Source organism: Maritimibacter sp., assembly GCF_016774595.1.
In the GTDB taxonomy this organism is placed as follows: domain Bacteria; phylum Pseudomonadota; class Alphaproteobacteria; order Rhodobacterales; family Rhodobacteraceae; genus Maritimibacter; species Maritimibacter alkaliphilus.
Genome location: NZ_JACBWT010000002.1, coordinates 194613 through 216497, shown reverse-complemented (window position 1 = coordinate 216497; position 21885 = coordinate 194613). Strand labels below are relative to the sequence as shown.

The window sequence follows — 21885 nt, the reverse complement described above, 5'->3', positions numbered from 1 at the left end:
CTCCGGCGGCGCTCATGGAATTCCGTGCGCTTACTTAAGCCGCCCGTGGGCGGGTCACAAGCGTTACTCTGCCGCAGCCGCCGTGGTGGTCAGCTTGCCCCCAGCCTTTTCAACGGCTTCCACAGCCGATTTGGAGGCACCGGTCACAGTGATGTTGGCCTTCGCCGAGTACTCGCCCTTGGCCAGAACCCGCACACCGTCAAGCTTGCGGCGAACGACGCCGGCTTCGACCAGAGCGTCCTCGGTGATGTCACCGGACAGCTTCTTGGCGTCGATGAATTTCTGGATGATGCCCAGGTTCACGACAGCGAACTTCTTGCGGTTCGGCTTGTTGAAGCCACGCTTGGGAAGACGCTGGTAGAGGGGCATCTGGCCGCCTTCGTAGCCGTTGATGGCCACACCCGAACGGGATTTCTGACCTTTGATACCACGGCCACCCATTTTGCCTTTGCCCGAGCCCGGACCACGGCCAACGCGCATGCGTTTCTTGGCGGCACCGGGATTGTCCCGGAGTTCATTCAGTTTCATATCGCTTCTCCTATGCCGGATGTGACCCTCGAAGCGAAAACGGGCCAACCACGGCTTTGTCTATATGTGAGTCGTAGACCCACTCGGGGCCACCGGGCGCGTATAAGGGGTAAGGCCCATGGGGGTCAAGGCGCATCGCCGGGTCGTGACGCTATGCGCCGTCGAGCGCCAGTGCCTCGCCGATCAGGGTTTTCACCGCCTCTTCGGGAATGTCGGCGCCGGGGGTGAACCGGACATGCCGCAACTCTTTCCCTTCGCCTTCGAGCAGGCCGGGCGCGTCCGGCATCCGGGCCCCCTGCTGAAAGCCGAGCGTCACATGGCTTTTCGATTTCTGCAGGTAACAGAACAGCTTGTTCCGGCTGAAACATGGCTGGCGCCACTTGATCTCTTCCGTGATCCCGTCAGCCGAAGCAAGGATCAGGGCACGCAGACGACCGAGAGTCTCGGCCTGCGCCGGACCCAACGTCGCGAACCAGTCATCGGCGTCTGTCATGAAGCCCCCCTTGGCAAACTCACGTCAGGATAACATGGCCGTGTCGGGCGTGCAGTATCCGCTGCCTCAGGCCGACTGAAGCGACCAGATCGGCCAAGCATCGATGGCCGGACCTTCGAAGATCGGCCGCTTGCGCTTGAGCTTGCGCCCTTCGAGCGCCGTCAGATCGCGCCGCGCGAGGGGGCCATAGCTGCCCGCCACGTCATCGGACAGCCCCGGCAGGCGCGCGAGCACGGCAAGACGTTCGGCAGGGGTCAGAAGCGACATGCTATAGGGGCTTGGGTAGAAACTCTCGCTCGGCACGCCGTTGGCGAAGATCACCTCGTGCCGCTGCAACAGGACGGAATAGTATGTGATGGACTTGCGCCCCAGCATCTTGCGCACACCGCCGCGTTTGGCGAGCGATCGGGCCTGCGCGAACACCTCTTCCCCGCCCGTCACGCGGTCGTTCTTGTGCGACGACACCATCACGCGGTGGAAGGGCGACAGGATCAGGTCGCTGTGGGGCATACCCGGCGCAAGGCTGCCCTTTGGGAACAAGAGCGGCGTTTGCGGTTTGCGCGCGCCCGTCAGTTGAACCTCGCGCGCGCCGATCCACAGCACCTCCTGCGCGCCGTTGTCGAGCGTCAGCACCTTGTCCCCGGCCCGCAGGTCGCAGACCCGGCGCGCCCCGCTTTGTGTCTCGATCAGGGTGTCGGGGCCGAAACAGGCGAAGATCTCGGTGTAAGGCGTGGAGGGTTCGTCGGTCGATGTGCCAACGACCTGATAGCTCTGCCCCGCGACGAGTTCCTGCGACGACACGAAACCGATGCTGGGCGTGGCCCCACCCTCGTCCAGTACGTAGATCGTGATGTTGTCCGCGGGGTCCGACGATCCGATGGGCCGGATGATATAGGCGTATTCGTTCTCGATCGTCTGACCGGCGGCGTAGTTCGTGCCGTTGATCGTGGTCGGATTGGTCAGGTACTGCTCGGACGAGCTGTCGTCGAACGTGGGATCGTCGTCGAGCGTGGTGTCGAGGTCGGTGACTTCGACCACCTGAAACCCCGCGCCGGGATTGAGTGTGATGACGGTGCTGCCCGCCGACGCCGGATTCGAATTGGACCCCGGCGGCCATGGGTTCGGCCCCGTGTGCGTCGTGTCGCTGATGCTGTAGATCGCTAGAAACGGCATCTGTCCCTCCGCCGTTATTAATGACTTAGGAACAGGGCCGGGTCGGGGAGGCTTCGTTTCGAAACTGGGGAAAAAGTCTGCCGCAGGGGGCTTTTCGTTCAGTCTGCGGGCATTCTTCGCGGCGTGCGGCCCTGCGGCCGATGCACCTGCTGAATTAACCCTAATAAATCATTGCGTTACCCGGCCTACGATCCAGCGGGCGCTGGACAACGCGCCCAAAACACCGGGCTTCAATCGGAAACAGTGAACGGACTGGTTCATTCTTTTCACGCCGCCAAGAAACGATCTATGGCGGAAATGGGGCAGCATGGGTCGGGATACCCTCACCTTTCCCCTGCCAATCGTGACACGATTGTGGCGTCGGGGGCGAGTCTGTCTTCAAAATGAGAACGGGACCGGCGGCCGGTCCCGTTTCAAGTGCCTGCCGAAAGGTCGGCGCGTCAGCCCAGATCGCCTTCGCCGTACCAGCCGCCCATCTTGACCTCGGTGTCGCCTTCGATCATCGACGCGAACTCTTCCGGGTCCTGCGTGCCACCGTCGCGGCCACGGTAGTGGTAGGGGTAGACGTAGGTCGGGCCGAATTCCGACACCGCGCTGGCCGCCGCCGCGGCGTCCATCGTGAACGGCAGGTTCATGCAGACGAAGGCGAGGTCGATATTCTCCAGGCGACGCATCTCGGGAATGTCCTCGGTGTCGCCGGAGATATAGACGCGGAAACCCTCGAAGCTCAGGACATACCCGTTGTCGCGCCCTTCGGGGTGAAAGTTCTTGCGCTCTTCGGTGATGTTGTAGGCCGGGATCGCTTCGATGCCGAGCCCGTCCCAATCCATGCTGTCACCGTTCGCCATCGACACGGCGCCGTCGGCGATCTCGGCGGGCAACATGCCGTTCACGGCGGGATTGGTGATGAGTGCGGTTTCGGCCCCGACGAGGGCGGTCAGAACCTCGGCATTGTAATGGTCGCCGTGCTCATGCGTGACGAGGATCAGATCGGGGGCCGGAAAATCGGCGTAATCGTCGGGCGACCCCACCGGGTCGACATAGATCACACCCTTGGGCGTCTCCATCACGAAGGACGCGTGGGACACGGGATGAACCGTGATGTCCCCCGCGTCGGTCGTGAACATGTTGGAGGCATGGGCGGCGGCCATCCCGGCATAGGGCAGTATGGTGATCGCGCCCGCGCTGGCGGCAGCCGTCGCGAGGAACGTGCGGCGTGTGGTTTTCATTGCGTCTCTCCCTGTTTCGCTGTGGTTCTGAGGGTACTACGCGCGAGGTGACGCAGGGTTCACTTGTGAGCGGGAGGGATCACGATGGGGTGAGTGGGTGAGATTGACAAACTTTGCCATGACTCTCATCTTCTTTGGAAAGGAGCCGCGCATGGCCACGATGAACGTCTCGCTACCTGACCAAATGAAAGACTGGGTTGAAGACCAGCTGAAGGACGGTCGCTTCGGCAACACGTCAGACTACGTACGTCACCTAATACGCAAGGATCAGGAACACGCGCAGGCGATGGCGCACCTGCAATCGGCCGTAGACGAAGGCTTGAGAAGCGGAGAGCCGGAGCCTTTCGACGCAGAAGCCTTCAAGGCCGAGATGCACGCCAAACATGGCGCTTGAACTTCGGCTCACGCCGCAGGCATTGCGCGATCTTGACGACATCTGGGGATACACCACGGAAAAATGGTCCGCCAAACAGGCTGAACGCTATCAAGACGGCCTGACGGAAGCGATGTATCGACTGTGCGAAATGCCTGCGCTCGCGCGAGAAAGGACTGAGATAACCCCGGCCGTCCGACTTCATCCAACGGGCTCACATATCATCGTGTACCGCGTTGCCGGGGGCGCACTTGATGTTCTGCGTGTCCTTGGTGCCCGTCAGGATTGGCTGGCAATTCTCGCCAAACTCGACGAACGGTCGTGAGCGTTTCTCACGACAAACAAATCGAAGATCCTCGAACTTACGCGTTTCGCGGTGCGGTATCGACCGGGCAGAAACCCCTCATGCGTCGAACGTCAGTGACAGTGGACTGTGCCGGTGCTCGTCTGCTTGTGGCAGCATTGCCCCGGCGGCGAGTTCTTTCGGCAGCCCCCACCATGCTCAACGACGGTTGTCGGTTGGATGACCACGTTTTCCATGGTGTCCGCGATGGCCCCATGACCATACATCGAAAGCGCGAAGGCAAAAACAGCAGCTCGTTTCATATCCCCCCCCAAAACGGGCGTTAACAATGGTTAACGATAGCATGAACTAAGCTGTGCGGGTCAGAAAAACACCCCGACCATTTCTGACCGGGGTGCTCTAATGCTCACACGTGAGAGGCTGGCCTTAGCCGCGCTCTTCTACGATTTCCACGAGGTGTGGGATGGAGTTGACCATTCCACGCACGGAGGGGGTGTCCTCCAGTTCGCGGGTTTTGTGCATTTTGTTCAGGCCGAGCCCGACGAGCGTTTCACGCTGTTTGGCGGGGCGGCGGATCGGGGAGCCGATCTGTTTTACGACGATGGTTTTTGCCATGTGTCTCAGGCCTCCTCAGCAACCTGGCTCGACTCGGCCGGGGCCTCATCGCGGCCCGGCAGGATGTCGGCGACTTTCTTGCCGCGACGCTGTGCCACCGAACGGGGGCTGGCCTGCTTGGTGAGGCCGTTCAGCGTGGCGCGGATCATGTTGTAGGGGTTCTGCGAGCCGATCGACTTGGCGACGACGTCCTGAACGCCCAGCATTTCGAACACGGCACGCATCGGACCACCGGCGATGATCCCGGTACCGGTCGGGGCGGTGCGCATGACGACGCGGCCAGCGCCGTGACGACCGTCGATATCGTGGTGCAGGGTCCGGCCCTCACGCAGCGGCACGCGGATCATGTTGCGCTTGGCGGATTCAGTGGCCTTGCGGATCGCCTCGGGCACTTCTTTCGCTTTGCCTTTGCCGAAGCCGACGCGGCCCTTCTGGTCGCCCACGACGACGAGAGCGGCGAAGCCGAAGCGCTTACCACCCTTGACGGTCTTGGACACACGGTTGATCGCAACCAGACGATCGGCGAATTCGGGGGCTGCTTCCTCGCGGTCGCGGCGGTTACCCCGGCGGTTTTCACGTTCTGCCATCAGGCATTCCTTCAATGGGTGGCGCGCATGTGGGCGCCGGTTTTACTCGATCCTTGGTGAGCGTGCCCACGAAAGGGACTGTCTCCCGGATCATCGGAGGGGCGAACGTGCCGCCCCTCTCAGGTAGGGTGGGTGACAACCCACCAAACTCTTCAGAACTTCAGACCACCTTCGCGCGCGGCGTCGGCCAGAGCCTTGACGCGCCCGTGGTACAGGAAGCCGCCACGATCGAAGTAGCACTCTTCCACGCCCGCTTTCTTGGCACGTTCGGCGATCAGCGTGCCCACCTTGGCGGCGGCCTCCACGTTGTTCTTGCCGACAATGCCCAGATCCTTCTCGAGCGACGAAGCCGAGGCGAGAGTCACGCCGGCGATGTCGTCGATCAGCTGGACGCTGATGTTCTTGTTGGAGCGGTGAACCGACAGGCGAAGCTTGCCGGGGTTCACTTTCCGCTGCTTGTTCCGAACGCGCAGACGGCGCTTCAGAAACAGGTCTCGTTTGCTGTTTGCCATTTTTCGCGTCCTTACTTCTTCTTGCCTTCCTTGCGGAAGATGTACTCGTCCTTGTAGCGGATGCCCTTGCCCTTGTAGGGCTCCGGCGAACGCCATTCGCGGATGTTGGCCGCGACTTGTCCGACGAGCTGCTGGTCGTTGCCCTCGACGACGATTTCGGTCTGCTTCGGCGCGGTGATGGTCACCCCTTCCGGCGCTTCGAAATCGACTTCGTGCGAGTAGCCCAAGTTCAGCTTCAGGGTGTTGCCCTGCATCTGAGCCCGGTAACCAACACCGGTGATCTCCAGCTCTTTCTTGAAGCCGTCCGAGACACCCGTGATCATGTTGGCGACCATGGTGCGGGACATGCCCCACTGCTGACGGGCACGCTTGGACTTGCCGCGCGGCTCGACCGACACGATGTTGTCTTCGATCTTGATCGTGACATCATCGGTGGCGGTGAAGCTGCGGGTGCCCTTGGGGCCCTTCACTTCGACGGTCTGACCCGACAGGGACGCGGTAACGCCCGAGGGGATCTCGACCGGTTTCTTACCAATACGAGACATTACCAGACCTCCTTAGAATACGGTGCAAAGCACTTCGCCGCCAACATTCTGGCTACGAGCGTTTGCATCCGACATCACGCCCTTGGGCGTGGAGACAATCGAGACACCAAGGCCCTGACGGACCTGCGGGATCTCCTTGGCGCCCATGTAGACGCGGCGGCCGGGGGTCGAAACCCGCTGCAACTCGCGAATGACCGGGGTGCCATCGAAATATTTGAGGCTGATTTCCAGCGTCGGGTGACCGTTTGCGTCGGTCCCCTTTTCATAGCCGCGGATGTAGCCTTCGTCGGCCAGCACGTCCAAAACCCAGGCGCGCAGCTTGGAGGCCGGCGTCGAGACGGTGGACTTGTGGCGCATCTGGGCGTTGCGGATGCGGGTGAGCATATCGCCGATAGGATCGTTCATCTTCTGATCTCCTTACCAGCTCGATTTCACCAGGCCGGGGATCTGGCCCATGGAGCCGAGTTCCCGCAGCGCGATCCGGCTGACCTTCAGCTTGCGGTAGTACGCATGCGGACGGCCAGTCAGCTGGCAACGATTGTGAAGACGGGTCGGCGAGGAGTTGCGGGGCAGCTTCGCCAGTTTGAGGGAAGCGCGGAAACGCTCTTCCATCGGGTTCGACTCGTCGTTGATGATTTCTTTCAGCGCGGCACGCTTCTCGGCGTACTGTTCCACCAGCTTCTGACGCTTGGCTTCACGCGCGATCATGGATTTTTTAGCCATTACTCGGTCTCCAAGGATCAGCTGTTGAAGGGCATGTTGAAGTGCTTCAACAGGCTCTTTGCTTCTGCGTCGGTCTTCGCAGTGGTGGCGATCACGATGTCGAGGCCCCAGACTTCGTCGACTTTGTCGAAGTCGATTTCCGGGAACACGATGTGCTCTTTCATGCCCATGGCGTAGTTGCCACGGCCATCGAACGAGGTACCGGGCACGCCGCGGAAGTCGCGGATGCGGGGCATGGCGATCGTGATGAGACGGTCGAGGAATTCGTACATCCGGTCGCCGCGCAGGGTCACTTTCGCACCCAGCGGCATGTCCTCGCGGACACGGAAACCGGCGATGGATTTCTTCGCCTTCGTCACCAGAGCTTTCTGACCGGCGATCTTGGTGAGATCTTCCTGGGCAGATTTCGCTTTCTTGGAGTCCTTCACGGCCTCGGCGCCGCAGCCGATGTTCAGGACGATTTTGTCCAGACGCGGGATCTGCAGGTCGTTGGTGTAGCCGAACTCTTCTTTCAGGGCAGCCTTGATCGTCTCGCGATAGGCGGCCTTGAGGCGGGGGGTGTAATTCGCAGTATCGAGCATCAGATCACGTCCCCAGTGGTCTTGGCGAAACGGACCTTCTTGTCACCTTCCATGCGGAAGCCGACGCGGGTCGCTTTGCCGTTGGCATCGAGAAGCGCCAGGTTCGACAGGTCGATCGGCATCGCCTTCGGCAGGCGGCCGCCCTGATTGTTCTGGCTCTGGCGGGTGTGACGGATCGCCATGTTCACGCCGTCGACCACGGCCTTGCCGGTCTTGGGCGAAACCGAGGTGATTTCCCCGGTCTGGCCTTTGTCTTTACCGGCCAGCACGACGACCTTGTCGCCTTTTTTCAGTTTCGCAGCCATCTTACAGCACCTCCGGAGCGAGCGAGATGATCTTCATGAAGTTCTTCGCGCGAAGCTCACGAACCACCGGCCCGAAGATACGGGTGCCGACCGGCTCGTTGTTGTTGTTGAGGATGACGGCGGCGTTGCGATCGAAGCGGATCGCGGTGCCGTCTTCACGACGGACTTCTTTGGCGGTGCGCACGACGACGGCCTTGCGGACGTCACCTTTCTTCACGCGGCCGCGCGGGATGGCTTCCTTGACGGAGACGACGATGATGTCGCCCACCGAAGCGTATTTACGCTTGGAACCACCCAGGACCTTGATGCACTGCACCCGGCGAGCGCCGGAGTTGTCAGCGACATCCAGATTGGTCTGCATCTGGATCATAGGGTTTCTCCTGACCTGTGGGGCTAGCCTCTGGCATCACCGCCCCATGGTTTCGATCGAACTGGTTGTCAGCCGCCGTCAGGCGGTGATGACTTCCCAGCGTTTGGTTTTCGACTTCGGCGCGCATTCCTGAATGCGGACGGAGTCACCGACTTTGAACGTGTTGTTCTCGTCGTGGGCCCGGTACTTTTTCGACTTCCGGATCGTCTTTTTCAGAACGGGGTGCGTGAAGCGGCGTTCGACGCTCACGGTCACGGTCTGGGCGTTGGCGTCCGAGGTCACGGTGCCTTGCAGGATACGTTTGGGCATCTGTCAGGCCTCCCTCAGTTGCCGGCCGCTTGCGCGGCTTTTTCGTTCAGAATGGTTTTCACACGGGCCACGTCACGTTTGACCTGACGCATGCGCGCGGTGTTCTCGAGCTGGCCGGTGGCCTGCTGGAAGCGCAGGTTGAAGGCCTCTTTCTTGAGGTCGCCCAGCTGGTCTTTCAGCTGGTCCGCGCTCTTGTCGCGAAGTTCACTGGCGTTCATCGCCTTTTCCTTTCCAATCACCGGCGGGCCCCCGATTGCGGGGTGACCCTTGGCCCGGTGGGTTCATGCAAAACACACGAATCCCGCGCACGGGAATCGTGAGATGCCGCTCTATAAAGGCAGCATCCCCTACGGGCAAGGAAAAGATCAGGATTTCTTGGCGAATACGTCAGTCGCCTGCGATCACGTCGAACCAACCGGCCTCGGCCGCGCGCCGACCGTAGAACGCCGCACCCGCCAGCGTCCAGTGATGGTCGTCATACATCGCCTTCTTGCCCTCCGGCGTCGTCAGCTCGCACATTTTGGCGGCGTCGTCGCAGGCCAGTGACCGCACATCAAGGTACGGCACCCCGGCGGCCTTTGCGATTTCCGCCAGACGGACCGAGTCCTTGCGCGCACCCGGCGCCTCGTATTTGTAGGCGAGCCGGTCGACCACGTCCTGATCGGCAATCTCGCCGTTGCGGCGCAGATACCAGTCGAAGATCGGCAATTCTGAGGGCGACCGGAACACGGCCCGGTGGCCGGTCACGATCACGCGCTTTCCGTCCGCCTTGAAGGCCTCGATGGCGGCGGGAATACGCGCCAGCCCTTCGGGCGTGTAATGCTGGGCGATCAGGATGACGTCAGCCGCAGCGTAGCTGGGCGAGGCGCGCAGGGCCTTGAGCTGGTTGCCCGGCCACCGCACGTACATCACGAACCGGACGAAGGCCAAGCCATCCGATGCCTCCCGGTTCTGGTGTAGGGCGTTGAACATATCCTTGCCGTGGGAGTCGCCGACCACCAGCACCTTAAGGCGCGCGTCGTCGGGAAAGATCTGCGCGTCCGGCGCGTCGCGAGCGGGGATGTTGTCGAGCATACTGCCCGCACCGGCCGCCTCGACGATGTCTTCAATGTAGGTCCAGGTCTGCGACGCCAGCTTTTCATTGTCCGGTTCGTTGTCGCCGTAAAGCGCATCGAGCTTCGCGGTCCGCTGGTCCAGCCCGACGCCGGTCTGCACGATCCCGAAGAACCCGAGGATCACGACGAACATGACCGCCAGACCGCCGCCCATCCGCGGGGCCGACAGACGGAACCGGAAGGGTCTTTCTACGAGGTAATAGCCCGCCGCCGAGAGGGCGAAGGTCAGGATCAGCCACACCACCATGTCGACCGGACCGGGGTCGCCAAGCGCCGAGATCCGCCCGAAGGCAAAGATCGGATAGTGCCAGAGGTAAAGCGAATAGGACAGCTTCCCGATCCAGACGACCGCCGGGATCGACAACACACGCGACACGGCCTCGCCCGGCCGCATGAACCAAATGAGCGCGCAGGTCGCGGCGACCACGGGGTTCGTGGCGAGGCCCAGGTGCCCAACTCGGTCGAGCGAGATCAGGCTGACCGAGGCGATCACGACGGCCAGCGCGACAGGGGGGGACTAAAGCGGCCCATCGCCGCCCCTGCCCCAACGTCCAGCCCCGCAACTGCGCCACCGCGAGCATCGAGCCCGCCAGAAGCTCCCACGCGCGGCTGACCGGCGAGAAGAAGGAGATGCGCGGGCTGGCCTGTGTCGTCGCCTCGGCCAGTCCGAGCGTCAGGACCAGAGCGACGCCTGCGGCAGGCGCGAACCATCGCTTCGGCACGATCAGGACGAACAGCGGAAAGAGCAGGTAGAACTGCTCTTCGATGGCGAGGCTCCAGGTGTGAAGAAGCGGCTGGTACAGCGACGATTGCGCGCCGTATTCGCCCTGCACGTAGAACCAGAAGACGTTGCTGTAGAAAAACAGCGCCGCCGGGATCGATTCAGCGAACCGGGCCAGTTCGGACGGCAGGAACAAGATCCACGCCGCAGGAAGGCTCACCAGAATGACGAGGAACAGTGCGGGCAGGATGCGCCGGACCCGGCGCAGGTAGAACTGGCCGAATGAGATGCGGCCGGTCTTTTCCTTCTCACGCAGCAGGATCAGCGTGATGAGGTAACCCGACAGGACGAAGAACAGGTCCACCCCTAGGAAGCCGCCGGGGATCAGCGCGGCGCCGCCCAGCGATATCTTGAGGTGATAGATCATCACCGACAGAACCGCGACCGCGCGCAGCCCGTCGATTTCGGGCCGATACTTCAATGACATTCCGGCCCCCGTCGCCTGCAACCCATGCTCAAATGACCCTGGGCCGTCACGCCCGGCTCCCGGTCGCATTGGTAATAACAGGTCGCGGGGTTGAAAAGGTTTAATCAGGCCGGTCCGAGCGCCACCTCGAGCGCGCGGGTGTTTGACGCGACCATCTTGGCCCTGAGGTCGAGCGCGATGGCCGCCGCCACCAACCCGAACAGGTCGGGGTTCGTGTCCTGTAACCGATCGAGCTTGTCTCGGTCGATCCGCCAAACCCGTGTCGGAACGTCGATCGCAACATCCGCCGTCGCGGTGGTTTCGCCAAGCATCGACATTTCGCCCACGAAATGACCCGGCCCGATCTCGCCCAACCGCACACCATGGACGGTGTAATGCGCGCGCCCATCGGACAGGTAAGTCAGCCACCGAGGCTTTTCGCCCTGCCACGTCAAACCGTGCCCCGGCTCCAGATCAACCCACTCGCCGTGATCGAACAGCGCCCGGCGGTGGCCAGGTGTGCCCCCGCGAAAATACCGCGCGATCATGCGCCGTTCTTCATCGCTGAACCGGGCACGCCGGTCCCGGTGCCACAAAAGCGCGATCTGAACCACGTTCACCGCGATCAGAAGCCCCTCCCAGAATACGCCGACGACATTGCCGAGCCAGATCCAGTCATAGGCGATCCCGGTGACAGCCGAGGCGACGAGGAAGAGCCGCAGCAACATCATCCGTCGCATGAGGCTCGAAACGATCAGAAATATGTAGGACAGGTGACCGACCAACCCGTCGGTCAGAAACCCCATTCCAAAAATATCGGACACTACACACCCGCGAAAATCCATCGGATGAAACAGGTTAGGCCGCCTGCGCGCGCCAAGGCAAAGAAAAACAATTCGTCCGGGTATGTTTCTTTTCCAAGGCCGCGACCCGTCAGGCGGCGGTCGGGGACTGCTTGGTCCTCTGGTTCCCGTGGATGACCTTGGCCCGCAGGTTCAATGCCGTTCCGGCCTCGATCAGCCCGTAAAGATGCGGTTGGTTCACCTTCATCCGGTCCAGCTTGTTGCGCTCGATCTGCCAGACCCGCGCGGTGTCCGAGACCGACACATCGGCCGTGGCAAGACCATCGCCCATCAGAGACATCTCGCCGATGAAGTGATCCGGGGCGACCCGCGCCACCTCGGACCCGTCCGATGTGACGACCGCCGCACCGCTGACGATGTAGGTCAGGAACCGGGGCCTGACGCCTTCCTCGGTCAAGACTTCGCCCGGCGCCAACGTCTCCCACCGCCCCATGTCTAGGAGCAGACGCCGCGCCCCCGGCGTGCCACCCGTGAGCCATGTCTCTATCATGTGCTTTTCCTCGTCCGAGAACTTGGCGCGGTGATCGCGGGTCCACAGAAGCACGATCTGAACCACGTTCACGAGGACGAGCAGCGCCTGCCAGAACGCACCGACGACATTGCCGATCATGAACCAGTCGAAGATGATTCCGGCGATGGCCGAGCCCATGACGAAGAGGCGCAGCCAGAACATCCGCCGCATCAGCGACGAGACGATAAGCAGGATATAGGACAGATGGCCGAAGAAGCCGTCGGTCAGAAATGTCAGGTCCATAAGGTGCGTCCCGTCGACGCTGCAATGCAGAATGGAGATACGCGGTATTGCTACCCAAGCCGCATGGCGTATTCAAAGGAAAACGCACCTGACCGGAGGCCGCCATGGCTGACATCTCATCGCTTTTCGTAACCCGCCTCTACCGCGCCCGGCTGAACGAGTTGGGGGCGGACGTGGACACCGACGAACTGGAGGCCTCGTGCTGGGCGATCTACGAGGATGACGAGGCCGGGCAGGCATGGTGCGAGAAGGAGGGGTATCCCGGTTATACCTCCTATGCCTCGCTGACCGACCTGCCATGGCGCTCGCCGATCTTCGCGGCGTTGGAAAAGGCGTTGGATGCCCATGTCGCCGCCTTCGCCGAGGAACTGGAATTCGATCTGGGCGACGGCAAACTGGTGCTCGAGGATCTGTGGATCAATATTCTGCCCGAAGGCGGGATGCACACGTCCCACCTGCATCCGCATTCGGTGATTTCCGGCACGACCTATGTGGCGATGCCGGAGGGCACCTCGGCCTTGAAGCTGGAAGACCCCCGCTCGGCGCGCCTGATGGCCGCCCCCCCACGCAAAAAGTCCGCACGGGAGGACCAGCGCACCTTCGTCTACGTGAAACCGGTGGTGGGCGACGTCCTGCTCTGGGAGTCATGGCTGCGGCACGAGGTGCCTATGAACATGGCCGAGGAAGAGCGGATTTCGGTGAGTTTCAATTATAAGTGGGAGGGGTGACGGGCGTCGCAAGGAAAATCACAGTCGGCGCCGCCTCAGTTCATGCAGAATCTGTCCCAGCATGACAAAAGCGAATCCGACTAGAGCGGCATAGATCCCGCCATCAATCGCTTCGCCGGGCGTGTCGGATCCGAGATAGCTCCGACTGAGCGTTTCAATATCCCCGGACTCTAAAATGAAAAGCGCGATGACGATGCGAAGCGCGCCAAAGCCCAAAATCAGGATGCCAAGTAGTTTTGAGACCCAGGCTAGGACCATCCGAAACCTCATTATCAATTCTGCGGCAAATTAGATTTTTCAAACGGACGTTCTGACAGTGTCAACGAAAAACCCCCGACACTCACACGCCGGGGGTCCAATTCGTAGGGTGGGTGAAACCCACCACCCGATTACCAGTCCTCGCGGACCACGGTGCGGGTTTTGATCGGCAGCTTCATCGCGGCCAGACGCAGGGCTTCGCGCGCGATCTCGTCGGACACGCCGTCGATCTCGAACATCACGCGGCCCGGCTTGACCTTGGCGGCCCAGCGGTCGACCGAACCCTTACCTTTACCCATACGAACTTCGATCGGCTTGGCCGAGATCGGAACGTCCGGGAAAATGCGGATCCAGACACGGCCCTGACGCTTCATGTGGCGCGTCATGGCACGACGTGCGGCTTCGATCTGGCGTGCGGTCACACGCTCAGGCTCGAGAGCCTTCAGGCCGTAGGTGCCGAAGTTGAGGTCAGAGCCACCTTTGGCCTGACCCTTGATGCGGCCCTTGTGCATCTTGCGGAATTTTGTGCGCTTCGGTTGTAGCATCTCAGTTCCTCCTTAGCGGCGGCCACCGGCACCGCGGGGGGCCGGACCGTCCTGGAGCTCTTGTTGCTTACGATCACGCGCGGACGGATCATGCTCCATGATCTCGCCTTTGAAGATCCAGACCTTAATGCCGATGATCCCGTAGGGGGTCTTGGCTTCGGCCAGGGCGTAATCGATGTCGGCGCGGAGCGTGTGCAGCGGCACACGACCTTCTCGAAGCCACTCGGTCCGTGCGATTTCGGCACCACCCAGACGGCCAGCGCAGTTCACGCGGATACCGAGGGCACCCATGCGCATGGAGTTCTGAGCGGCACGTTTCATCGCGCGACGGAACGACACACGACGCTCGAGCTGCTGGGCGATGGATTCGGCCACCAGCTGCGCGTCGAGTTCCGGCTTGCGCACTTCCACGATGTTCAGGTGCAGTTCGCTGTCGGTCATCTTGGCGAGCTTCTTGCGGAGCACTTCGATGTCCGCGCCTTTCTTGCCGATGATGACGCCCGGACGGGCGGTGTGGATCGTGACGCGGCACTTCTTGTGCGGACGCTCGATAATCACACGGCTGACGCCGGCCTGCTTGCACTCTTCCTTGATGAACTCACGGATCTTGAGGTCTTCAAGAAGGAGATCACCGTATTCGTTGGTATCGGCGTACCAGCGGCTGTCCCAGGTGCGGTTGACCTGAAGGCGCATGCCGATCGGATTGACTTTCTGACCCATTAGGCTTGCTCCTCAACTTGACGCACCTTGATGGTGAGTTCCGAGAACGGCTTGTTGATGCGGCCATAACGGCCACGGGCACGCGGGCGACCGCGCTTCATGACAAGGTTCTTGCCCACGAACGCTTCGGCGACGACCAGTTCGTCGACGTCGAGGTTGTGGTTGTTCTCGGCGTTCGCGATGGCCGACTGAAGGCATTTCTTCACGTCGACGGCGATCCGCTTTTTCGAGAAGGTCAGATCGGCCAGAGCCTTTTCGACCTTCTTGCCACGGATCATCGCGGCCACGAGGTTCAGTTTCTGCGGGCTGGTGCGAAGCATGCGCAGTTTTGCCATTGCTTCGTTGTCTGCCACGCGGCGGGGGTTCTTTTCCTTGCCCATGACTTACTTCCGCTTCGCTTTTTTGTCGGCAGCATGCCCGTAGTAGGTACGGGTCGGCGAATATTCACCGAATTTCTGTCCGATCATTTCCTCGGTCACGTTAACGGGGATGTGCTTCTGCCCGTTGTACACGCCAAACGTCAGGCCCACGAACTGGGGCAGGATCGTCGAACGGCGCGACCAGATCTTGATGACTTCGTTGCGGCCGCTTTCGCGCGCCTTCTCGGCCTTCTTGAGGACGTAAGAGTCGACAAAAGGCCCCTTCCATACAGCACGTGCCATAGATTACCGGCCCTTCTTCTTGGCGTGACGCGAGCGGATGATCAGCTTCTGCGACGCCTTGTTCTTGTTGCGGGTGCGCTTGCCCTTGGTGTCCTTGCCCCACGGGGTAACCGGGGTACGACCACCAGAGGTGCGGCCTTCACCACCACCATGCGGGTGGTCGATCGGGTTCATCGCAACACCACGGACCGACGGACGCTTGCCCATGTGGCGGACGCGGCCGGCTTTACCGAGGTTCTGGTTCGAGTTGTCGGGGTTCGACACGGCACCGACGGTGGCCATGCATTCCTGACGGACCATGCGCAGCTCGCCCGAGGACAGGCGGATCTGGGCGTAGCCACCGTCACGACCGACGAACTGGGCATAGGTGCCAGCGGCGCGCGCGATCTGACCGCCCTTGCCCGGCTTCAGCTCGATGTTGTGAACGATGGTACCGATCGGCAGGCCCGAGAACGGCATCGCGTTGCCCGGCTTGATGTCGACCTTCTGGCCCGCGACGACGCTGTCGCCAACGGCGAGGCGCTGCGGCGCGAGGATGTAAGCCTGCTCGCCGTCTTCGTATTTCACGAGGGCGATGAAGGCGGTGCGGTTCGGGTCGTATTCGATCCGTTCCACGGTGGCCGCGACGTCAAACTTGTTCCGTTTGAAATCAACGATCCGGTAAAGACGCTTCGCGCCACCGCCACGGCGGCGAGAGGTGATCCGTCCGGTGTTGTTCCGGCCGCCCGACTTCGTCAGACCCTCGGTGAGGGATTTGACGGGACGTCCTTTCCAAAGCTCCGAACGGTCGATCAGAACCAGCCCACGCTGGCCCGGCGTCGTCGGTTTATACGACTTGAGTGCCATGCTTTCAGTCTTCCGTTGCTTTGCAGCGGGGTGCGTGCCCCGCTTGTCTGTGTGTGGGCTTTGCTCGCTGAGCGGTGCCCGGGTGTAGCCCCCCGAAGGTGGCCGAATTCAATAAGTCAAAGACCCCGGAACGAATCCCGGGGCCATGGACCGTTGCGCTATAGCGGTGTTGTGGGGATGTGTCCAGTGCGGCGTCGCCGATTGTGTTGCGCGCAGCCCTTTGACGAAAGGCATGCCTTAACCCACGAAACGCCGCCGGGTCCGATCGGGGTGGCGCTGGCGCCCGGCGTTGCGGGCGCTATGGCGAGCCCGGCTCGAAGCTCACCCCCGCAGGATCTTCTCCATCTTCTTCCCCCGCGCCAATTCGTCGATCAGCTTGTCGAGATAGCGGATTTCCTGCATCAGCGGGTCTTCGATCTCCTCGACCCGGACGCCGCAGATGACGCCCTTGATCTCGGACCGGGCCGGGTTCAATGCGGGGGCTTCGCCGAAGAACGTCTCGAAATCCGTTTTATCCTCCAGCACCCGGCCCAGACCGTCGTCGTCGTAGCCGGTGAGCCAGTGAATGATCTCGTCCACCTCTTCCTTGGTCCGCCCCTTCTTTTCGGCCTTGGTGATGTAATGCGGATAGACGCTTCCGAAACTGATGCCGAATATGCGGTGCTTTGCCATTTGGGGCCTCCTGTTCGCGCGCCCAGAATAGGGCCCTGCCCGCCGGTCGCCAACGGGTCAATACTTCACCATTGACAGAACTATCCGACTCACCGGATACTTCACCACATGGAGAACAATGAACCGAACCTCGATGCCGTCTTTCACGCGCTGGCCGATCCGACCCGCAGGGCGGTGGTGCAGGCGCTGGTCAAGGGCGAGGCGACGGTCAGCGATCTGGCCGGGCCGCATGACATGGGCCTGCCCGCCTTCATGAAGCACCTGAGCGTGCTGGAGGCGGCGGGGCTGATGAAAAGCGACAAGGTGGGACGTGTGCGCACCTGCGCGCTCGATCCCGCGACCATGACCGCGACCGAAAGGTGGTTCGAAGAGCAACGCGCGTTTTGGCAAGGCAGATACGCCCAACTGGATGATCTGGTTGCGGCGCTACAGGGAGAGAAAGATGAAGAGTGACCTGCAATTTCAGTTCCTGGCCGACGTGCCGGGCCATACCCTGCGCATCAAGCGCGAATTCGCCGGTCCGCGCGACCTGATCTGGGACTGCTACACCAAGCAGGAGCTGCTCGAGAAATGGTTCGCCCCCAAGCCGCTCAAGACCAAGACCGCGAGCATGGAGTTTCGCGAGGGTGGGCATTGGCATTACGCCATGTATGAGGACGACGGCACCGAATACTGGGGGTGGACCGACTATGTCACCATCGACCCGCAAGAGCGGTATACGACCCGTGACGCCTTTTCCGATGCGACGGGCGCGCCGAACACCGACCTGCCCGTCGCCGACTGGATCATCACGTTCGAGGACGCGGGCGACCGCACGATCGTGCGCACCGTCATCGACTATGGCTCGCCCGAGGGCCTGCAAACCGTGATCGACATGGGCATGGAGGAAGGGCTTGGCGCCACCTATGTGACCTTGGACGATCTCATCGAGACCTTGAAAGGATAACCCATGTCCACCGAGAAAATCACCATCGACGCCACGGTCGATGCCCCGGTCGAAACCGTCTGGGCCCGCTATACCGACCCGGACCATATCACGCGCTGGAACTTCGCGTCAGACGACTGGTGCTGCCCGTCCGCCTCGAACGACATGCAGATCGGCGGCAAGTATTCGGCCCGGATGGAGGCGAAGGACGGCAGCTTCGGCTTCGATTTCGAGGCGATCTATACCGACATCACGCCGGAACGGTCGCTCACCTACAGGCTGGAGGACGGGCGCATGGTCACCACGACCTTCGAACCCATCGGCGGCCAAACGCAGGTGACGACGGTGTTCGACGCCGAAACTGAAAACGATGTCGAAATGCAGCGGGGCGGCTGGCAGGCGATCCTGAACAACTTCAAGGCGCACGCGGAAAGCTGAGGTCGGAGTGCCCCTCGCGCGGGGCGTCGCGCCTTGGGCTTGGGCTTGGGCACGCGGGCGATCTCGTCGGCCGGGATAGGCAGGGCTTCATCCGTCGGCACCCGAAACACGCAAAGCGCCGTGCTGCGGCCTTACGGCCCCACGGGAAATTGCACTGGCCATTCCGCCCTTGTTCCCCGAAGGTGCGGGCAAGATACAGGAGATCGCCATGAAGACGAAAACGATCATCGCGCTTGCCGCGCTGCCCCTGACCCTCGCGGCGTGCGATATGCCCGCGACGACCACGGCAGGCGCGTCGCAAGGCACAATTTCGAACGTGCCGGAACGGATCGCCGAGCTTGCCGCGCCGGGTCAGAACCTGAATTCGGTCAGGATCAACGAATTGGACGGGTGCTACGAATACCAGTATTTCGGGCCGGTCGAGACGACCTATCTGCCGCTGCGCACGCGCGACGGCCGCCCGATCTGCACGCGGGCACCGGGCGACCCGGCGCCTGCGTAAGATCAGCTTGCGGCGGTGATGCGCTCTGGCGGGTGCAGATGCGCCGTCGCGCCCTTGTAGACCTGCGGATACAGGTCGTTGATATGGGCCATGACCATGCGCACGCAGCCGGAACTTGCGCGACCGCCGATCGACCCCGGCGAAGGCGAACCGTGGATGCGCAGGAGCGTGTCGCGGTTGCCTTCGTAAAGATAGAAGGCCCGTGAGCCGAGCGGATTGCGGGGCCCGCCGCTCATCCCGTTCTCATGCTGCTTGTAGAGGTGCGGATCGCGTTTGATCATCGCGGCGGTGGGTGTCCAGATCGGCCACTTCGCCTTGCGCCCGACGGTGTAGACCCCCGGCTCGTACAGGTTGCCGCGCGCGATGGCGACGCCATAGCGCATCGCGGTCCCGCCCGCTTCGATGTGGTAGAGATACCGCGCGACGGCATCGACATGCAGATCGCCGGGGGTGAGGCCGGGATTGGCCTCGACCCGACGGGGCAGAAAGCGGGGGGCCAGCCCCCAGGGGTTCGACGTGGCCGGATCGTAGCCCGCAGGTGTGATCTGCGCGTCCCACCGGTCCCAGTTGGCCGGGTTCGACGTCGGGCGCGGCGGCGTGGGCGCTGCCGCTTCGGCCTCTGTCGTTTCCGCCGGCGTCTCGACGGTCGCTTCCGCGTCCTCGTCCTGTGCCCAGGCGGCGATCGGGGCCGAGAACAGTGCGGTGGTGGTCATCACGAAATGACGGCGAGTGAGCATGGCGAGGTTCCTTCTTGTCGAACCGGCTGACGGATTGGTGTGCCGGTCCCTGTCCCGTTCAAAACGGAATCGCCCGGCAGCGTGTTCCAGATGCTTATCCTATCACAAAAGAAAAAGCCCCCCAGCCTGGGCTGGAGGGCTCAAGTCTTTGTGTGGCGGGTTTGCCCGCCGACACGATCACAGACCGGTGGTCACGTCGATCGTGTTGCCCTCTTCGAGGGTCACATAGGCTTTCTTGACATCGTTGCGGCGGCCCATCTGGCCCCGGAACCGCTTCTGCTTGCCTTTGGTGACGGTCGTGTTCACGGCCTTCACCTTGACACCGAAGAGCGTTTCCACCGCTTCCTTGATCAGCGGCTTGTTCGCGTCGATCGCCACTTCGAACACCACGGCGTTGGCCTCGGAGGCCATCGTGGATTTCTCGGTGATGATCGGCTTGCGGATCACGTCGTAGAGTGCGGCTTTGTCGGTCATTTCAGACGAGCCTCCAGAGCTTCGACACCCGCTTTCGTGAGCACGAGCGTGTCACGCTTGAGGATGTCATAGACGTTGGCGCCCATCGACGGCAGCACATCGAGACCTTCGATGTTGCGCGCGGCCTTGGCGAAGTTCTCGTTCACCTCGGCACCGTCGATGATGAGCGCGCGCTTCCAGCCCAGATCCTTGACCAGCTTGGCCAGCACCTTGGTCTTGCCGTCGGCTTCGGCGGTGTCGATCACGACGATCGCACCTTCCTGCGCCTTGGCGGAGAGCGCGTGCTTGAGGCCGAGCTTGCGGAATTTCTTCGTCAGCTCATGCCCGTGCGAGCGCGGGGTCGGACCCTTATAGATACCACCCTTGCGGAAGATCGGCGCGTTGCGGTCGCCGTGGCGTGCGCCACCGGTGCCCTTCTGGCGATAGATCTTCTTGGTCGAGTAGCTGGTTTCCGAGCGGGTTTTCACCTTGTGGGTGCCCTGCTGCGCGTTGTTGCGCTGCCAGCGGACCACACGGTGCAGGATGTCGGCGCGCGGCTCGAGCCCGAAAAGGGCCTCGTCCAGCTCGACCGACCCGGCTTTGCCGCCGTCCAGTTTGATCACGTCGAGTTTCATTCGTCGCCTTCCTTCTTCTCGGCGTCGGAGCCGGCATCTTCACCCTTTTCGGCGTCGATCTCGGCTTCGGCTTCCTTCAGGGCGGCCTCTTCGGCAGCAGCCTGCTCTTCGGCCAGACGCTTGGCTTCCTCTTCCGCCTCGGCGGCAGCGGCGGCAGCGGCTTCTTCCGCGGCTTTCGCAGCTTCTTCAGCGGCGGACTTCAGGGCAGCCGGGAGAATGGCGTTCTCGGGGAACGGCTTCTTCACGGCGTCCTTGATGGTGACCCAGCCACCTTTGGAACCCGGAACGGCACCTTTGATCATGATCAGACCGCGTTCGCTGTCCGTCTTCACGACCTGGAGGTTCTGGGTGGTGACACGGGCAGCACCCATGTGACCGGCCATCTTCTTGCCCTTGAACACGCGGCCGGGGTCCTGACACTGACCCGTCGAACCGTGCGAACGGTGGGAGATCGACACACCGTGCGAGGCGCGCAGACCACCGAAGTTGTGCCGCTTCATGGCACCGGCGAAGCCTTTACCGATCGAGGTGCCCGAGACGTCCACGAACTGACCCGCGAAGTAGTGGTCAGCGGTGATCTCTTCACCCACGTTGATCAGGTTCTCGGCATCCACGCGGAACTCGGCAACCTTGCGCTTGGGCGCAACGTTGGCGGTGGCGAAGTGGCCACGCATGGCTTTGGACGTCCGTTTGGCCTTGGCCGATCCGGCGCCAAGCTGAACGGCGGTGTAGCCGTCCTTCTCGGTCGTCCGCTGGGCCACGACCTGCAACCCGTCGAGTTGCAGAACGGTGACCGGCACTTGCTTGCCGTCTTCGAGGAAGAGGCGGGTCATGCCGACCTTTTTTGCGATAACACCAGAGCGCATCATTGCTCATGCCCTCCTTAAACGGAAATCTGCACGTCGACGCCGGCAGCGAGGTCGAGCTTCATCAGCGCGTCCACGGTCTGCGGGGTCGGGTCCACGATGTCGAGCAGACGCTTGTGCGTCCGGATCTCGAACTGATCGCGCGATTTCTTGTCGATGTGCGGCCCACGGAGAACCGTGAACTTCTCGATCTTGTTCGGCAGCGGGATCGGCCCGCGCACCTGCGCACCGGTCCGCTTGGCGGTCGCAACGATCTCCTGCGTGCTGGCGTCCAGCACGCGGTAGTCGAACGCCTTCAGGCGGATCCGGATGTTCTGGCTTTGAATGGCCAT

37 protein-coding genes and 1 pseudogene are annotated in these 21885 nt (G+C 62.1%); 7 read left to right on the top strand and 31 right to left on the bottom strand.

Translation table 11 applies throughout. The annotated features are described in order from the left end of the window. Positions 1-63 precede the first annotated feature (63 nt). The 4 genes from rplO to HOY44_RS12190 form a co-directional block, all read right to left on the bottom strand. On the bottom strand, positions 64-528 hold the full coding sequence (gene rplO / locus HOY44_RS12205) for a 50S ribosomal protein L15 (RefSeq protein ID WP_008331514.1): 465 nt from the start codon (positions 526-528) through the stop codon (positions 64-66). Between the two features lie 151 nt (positions 529-679). Then, positions 680-1021, bottom strand: a complete 342-nt coding sequence (locus HOY44_RS12200; protein WP_287434892.1) for a DUF1801 domain-containing protein — start codon at positions 1019-1021, stop codon at positions 680-682. A gap of 66 nt (positions 1022-1087) precedes the next feature. Continuing rightward, positions 1088-2194, bottom strand: coding sequence for a Hint domain-containing protein (locus tag HOY44_RS12195; RefSeq protein WP_287434891.1), 1107 nt, complete (start codon positions 2192-2194; stop codon positions 1088-1090). 440 nt (positions 2195-2634) lie between these two features. Next, complete coding sequence (locus HOY44_RS12190; RefSeq protein WP_287434890.1) at positions 2635-3423, bottom strand: MBL fold metallo-hydrolase; 789 nt, start codon at positions 3421-3423, stop codon at positions 2635-2637. Positions 3424-3574: 151 nt separating this feature from the next. Between HOY44_RS12190 and HOY44_RS12185 the strand changes: the two genes are divergently transcribed. Together HOY44_RS12185 and HOY44_RS12180 are read left to right on the top strand one after the other, a co-directional pair. Then, the gene (locus HOY44_RS12185) at positions 3575-3817 is read left to right on the top strand and encodes a type II toxin-antitoxin system ParD family antitoxin (protein ID WP_287434889.1); all 243 of its coding nucleotides are present in this window, start codon (positions 3575-3577) and stop codon (positions 3815-3817) included. Further along, a complete protein-coding gene (locus HOY44_RS12180) occupies positions 3807-4121 on the top strand; it encodes a type II toxin-antitoxin system RelE/ParE family toxin (protein ID WP_287434888.1) in 315 nt (104 codons plus the stop codon). Before HOY44_RS12185 ends, HOY44_RS12180 begins: the two co-directional genes overlap by 11 nt. Positions 4122-4526: 405 nt before the next feature. Here HOY44_RS12180 and rpmD read toward each other — a convergent pair whose 3' ends face one another. From rpmD to HOY44_RS12105, 15 genes and pseudogenes are all read right to left on the bottom strand, one after another. Next, complete coding sequence (rpmD, locus tag HOY44_RS12175) at positions 4527-4715, bottom strand: 50S ribosomal protein L30 (protein WP_008331528.1); 189 nt, start codon at positions 4713-4715, stop codon at positions 4527-4529. Between the two features lie 5 nt (positions 4716-4720). Beyond that, complete coding sequence (gene rpsE, locus HOY44_RS12170; protein ID WP_008331530.1) at positions 4721-5302, bottom strand: 30S ribosomal protein S5; 582 nt, start codon at positions 5300-5302, stop codon at positions 4721-4723. A 152-nt stretch (positions 5303-5454) separates the two neighbouring features. Continuing rightward, complete coding sequence (rplR, locus tag HOY44_RS12165; RefSeq protein WP_008331532.1) at positions 5455-5814, bottom strand: 50S ribosomal protein L18; 360 nt, start codon at positions 5812-5814, stop codon at positions 5455-5457. A gap of 11 nt (positions 5815-5825) precedes the next feature. Then, entirely contained in the window at positions 5826-6359 is a 534-nt protein-coding gene (gene rplF, locus HOY44_RS12160; protein WP_008331534.1) for a 50S ribosomal protein L6, read from the bottom strand. A gap of 12 nt (positions 6360-6371) precedes the next feature. Beyond that, complete coding sequence (gene rpsH / locus HOY44_RS12155; RefSeq protein WP_008331536.1) at positions 6372-6764, bottom strand: 30S ribosomal protein S8; 393 nt, start codon at positions 6762-6764, stop codon at positions 6372-6374. A 12-nt stretch (positions 6765-6776) separates the two neighbouring features. Then, positions 6777-7082 (bottom strand): 30S ribosomal protein S14, encoded by a 306-nt coding sequence (gene rpsN / locus HOY44_RS12150; RefSeq protein ID WP_040884753.1) that lies wholly within the window; start codon positions 7080-7082, stop codon positions 6777-6779. Positions 7083-7099: 17 nt separating this feature from the next. Next, positions 7100-7663, bottom strand: coding sequence for a 50S ribosomal protein L5 (rplE, locus tag HOY44_RS12145; protein WP_008331541.1), 564 nt, complete (start codon positions 7661-7663; stop codon positions 7100-7102). After that, positions 7663-7968: a 50S ribosomal protein L24 gene (gene rplX / locus HOY44_RS12140; RefSeq protein ID WP_008331543.1), complete on the bottom strand. Its 306-nt coding sequence runs from the start codon at positions 7966-7968 to the stop codon at positions 7663-7665. Before rplX ends, rplE begins: the two co-directional genes overlap by 1 nt. Before the next feature lies 1 nt (position 7969). Beyond that, on the bottom strand, positions 7970-8338 hold the full coding sequence (gene rplN, locus HOY44_RS12135; protein WP_005621870.1) for a 50S ribosomal protein L14: 369 nt from the start codon (positions 8336-8338) through the stop codon (positions 7970-7972). A 78-nt stretch (positions 8339-8416) separates the two neighbouring features. Next, a complete protein-coding gene (gene rpsQ, locus HOY44_RS12130; protein ID WP_008331559.1) occupies positions 8417-8647 on the bottom strand; it encodes a 30S ribosomal protein S17 in 231 nt (76 codons plus the stop codon). 14 nt (positions 8648-8661) lie between these two features. Next, entirely contained in the window at positions 8662-8865 is a 204-nt protein-coding gene (rpmC, locus tag HOY44_RS12125) for a 50S ribosomal protein L29 (RefSeq protein WP_138424458.1), read from the bottom strand. A gap of 169 nt (positions 8866-9034) precedes the next feature. Then, the gene (locus tag HOY44_RS12120; RefSeq protein ID WP_287434887.1) at positions 9035-10255 is read right to left on the bottom strand and encodes an acyltransferase family protein; all 1221 of its coding nucleotides are present in this window, start codon (positions 10253-10255) and stop codon (positions 9035-9037) included. Between the two features lie 235 nt (positions 10256-10490). Continuing rightward, a pseudogene (locus tag HOY44_RS22660) lies at positions 10491-10910 on the bottom strand (acyltransferase family protein); the annotation flags it as partial. A gap of 164 nt (positions 10911-11074) precedes the next feature. Further along, positions 11075-11755, bottom strand: a complete 681-nt coding sequence (locus HOY44_RS12110; protein ID WP_287434885.1) for a Crp/Fnr family transcriptional regulator — start codon at positions 11753-11755, stop codon at positions 11075-11077. A 127-nt stretch (positions 11756-11882) separates the two neighbouring features. Further along, entirely contained in the window at positions 11883-12566 is a 684-nt protein-coding gene (locus tag HOY44_RS12105) for a cyclic nucleotide-binding domain-containing protein (RefSeq protein ID WP_287434884.1), read from the bottom strand. 104 nt (positions 12567-12670) lie between these two features. On the opposite strand from HOY44_RS12105, the gene HOY44_RS12100 reads away from it, so the two are divergent. After that, positions 12671-13294: a TIGR02466 family protein gene (locus HOY44_RS12100; RefSeq protein WP_287434883.1), complete on the top strand. Its 624-nt coding sequence runs from the start codon at positions 12671-12673 to the stop codon at positions 13292-13294. A gap of 18 nt (positions 13295-13312) precedes the next feature. On the opposite strand, the gene HOY44_RS12095 is transcribed toward HOY44_RS12100, so the two are convergent. The 7 genes from HOY44_RS12095 to HOY44_RS12065 all read right to left on the bottom strand — a co-directional run bounded on the left by HOY44_RS12095 (position 13313) and on the right by HOY44_RS12065 (position 16997). Continuing rightward, positions 13313-13552, bottom strand: a complete 240-nt coding sequence (locus tag HOY44_RS12095; RefSeq protein WP_287434882.1) for a hypothetical protein — start codon at positions 13550-13552, stop codon at positions 13313-13315. 131 nt (positions 13553-13683) lie between these two features. Then, positions 13684-14097, bottom strand: coding sequence for a 50S ribosomal protein L16 (gene rplP / locus HOY44_RS12090; protein ID WP_008331576.1), 414 nt, complete (start codon positions 14095-14097; stop codon positions 13684-13686). A 12-nt stretch (positions 14098-14109) separates the two neighbouring features. Further along, a complete protein-coding gene (rpsC, locus tag HOY44_RS12085) occupies positions 14110-14817 on the bottom strand; it encodes a 30S ribosomal protein S3 (protein WP_008331577.1) in 708 nt (235 codons plus the stop codon). Then, positions 14817-15197: a 50S ribosomal protein L22 gene (gene rplV, locus HOY44_RS12080; RefSeq protein WP_008331578.1), complete on the bottom strand. Its 381-nt coding sequence runs from the start codon at positions 15195-15197 to the stop codon at positions 14817-14819. The genes rpsC and rplV overlap by 1 nt, the downstream gene beginning before the upstream one ends. 3 nt (positions 15198-15200) lie before the next feature. Next, a complete protein-coding gene (gene rpsS, locus HOY44_RS12075) occupies positions 15201-15479 on the bottom strand; it encodes a 30S ribosomal protein S19 (RefSeq protein ID WP_008331580.1) in 279 nt (92 codons plus the stop codon). A gap of 3 nt (positions 15480-15482) precedes the next feature. Next, complete coding sequence (gene rplB / locus HOY44_RS12070; RefSeq protein WP_008331582.1) at positions 15483-16325, bottom strand: 50S ribosomal protein L2; 843 nt, start codon at positions 16323-16325, stop codon at positions 15483-15485. 321 nt (positions 16326-16646) lie between these two features. Next, the gene (locus HOY44_RS12065) at positions 16647-16997 is read right to left on the bottom strand and encodes a DUF2200 domain-containing protein (RefSeq protein WP_138424453.1); all 351 of its coding nucleotides are present in this window, start codon (positions 16995-16997) and stop codon (positions 16647-16649) included. A 108-nt stretch (positions 16998-17105) separates the two neighbouring features. On the opposite strand from HOY44_RS12065, the gene HOY44_RS12060 reads away from it, so the two are divergent. From HOY44_RS12060 to HOY44_RS12045, 4 genes are all read left to right on the top strand, one after another. Next, positions 17106-17450, top strand: a complete 345-nt coding sequence (locus HOY44_RS12060) for an ArsR/SmtB family transcription factor (RefSeq protein ID WP_287434881.1) — start codon at positions 17106-17108, stop codon at positions 17448-17450. Continuing rightward, entirely contained in the window at positions 17440-17943 is a 504-nt protein-coding gene (locus HOY44_RS12055) for an SRPBCC family protein (protein WP_287434880.1), read from the top strand. The genes HOY44_RS12060 and HOY44_RS12055 overlap by 11 nt, the downstream gene beginning before the upstream one ends. A gap of 3 nt (positions 17944-17946) precedes the next feature. Beyond that, positions 17947-18360 carry an SRPBCC family protein gene (locus HOY44_RS12050; protein ID WP_138424450.1) on the top strand — a complete coding sequence of 138 codons (414 nt, stop codon included), beginning with the start codon at positions 17947-17949 and terminating at the stop codon, positions 18358-18360. Positions 18361-18568: 208 nt separating this feature from the next. After that, positions 18569-18862, top strand: coding sequence for a hypothetical protein (locus HOY44_RS12045; protein ID WP_138424449.1), 294 nt, complete (start codon positions 18569-18571; stop codon positions 18860-18862). A 2-nt stretch (positions 18863-18864) separates the two neighbouring features. On the opposite strand, the gene HOY44_RS12040 is transcribed toward HOY44_RS12045, so the two are convergent. From HOY44_RS12040 to rpsJ, 5 genes are all read right to left on the bottom strand, one after another. Beyond that, a complete protein-coding gene (locus tag HOY44_RS12040; protein WP_040884761.1) occupies positions 18865-19599 on the bottom strand; it encodes a L,D-transpeptidase in 735 nt (244 codons plus the stop codon). Positions 19600-19776: 177 nt separating this feature from the next. Then, positions 19777-20073 carry a 50S ribosomal protein L23 gene (locus tag HOY44_RS12035; RefSeq protein WP_008331605.1) on the bottom strand — a complete coding sequence of 99 codons (297 nt, stop codon included), beginning with the start codon at positions 20071-20073 and terminating at the stop codon, positions 19777-19779. Further along, complete coding sequence (rplD, locus tag HOY44_RS12030; protein WP_008331607.1) at positions 20070-20687, bottom strand: 50S ribosomal protein L4; 618 nt, start codon at positions 20685-20687, stop codon at positions 20070-20072. Before rplD ends, HOY44_RS12035 begins: the two co-directional genes overlap by 4 nt. Beyond that, complete coding sequence (gene rplC, locus HOY44_RS12025; protein WP_008331609.1) at positions 20684-21556, bottom strand: 50S ribosomal protein L3; 873 nt, start codon at positions 21554-21556, stop codon at positions 20684-20686. The genes rplD and rplC overlap by 4 nt, the downstream gene beginning before the upstream one ends. Before the next feature lie 14 nt (positions 21557-21570). Then, complete coding sequence (gene rpsJ, locus HOY44_RS12020) at positions 21571-21879, bottom strand: 30S ribosomal protein S10 (RefSeq protein ID WP_040885642.1); 309 nt, start codon at positions 21877-21879, stop codon at positions 21571-21573. Positions 21880-21885 lie beyond the last annotated feature (6 nt).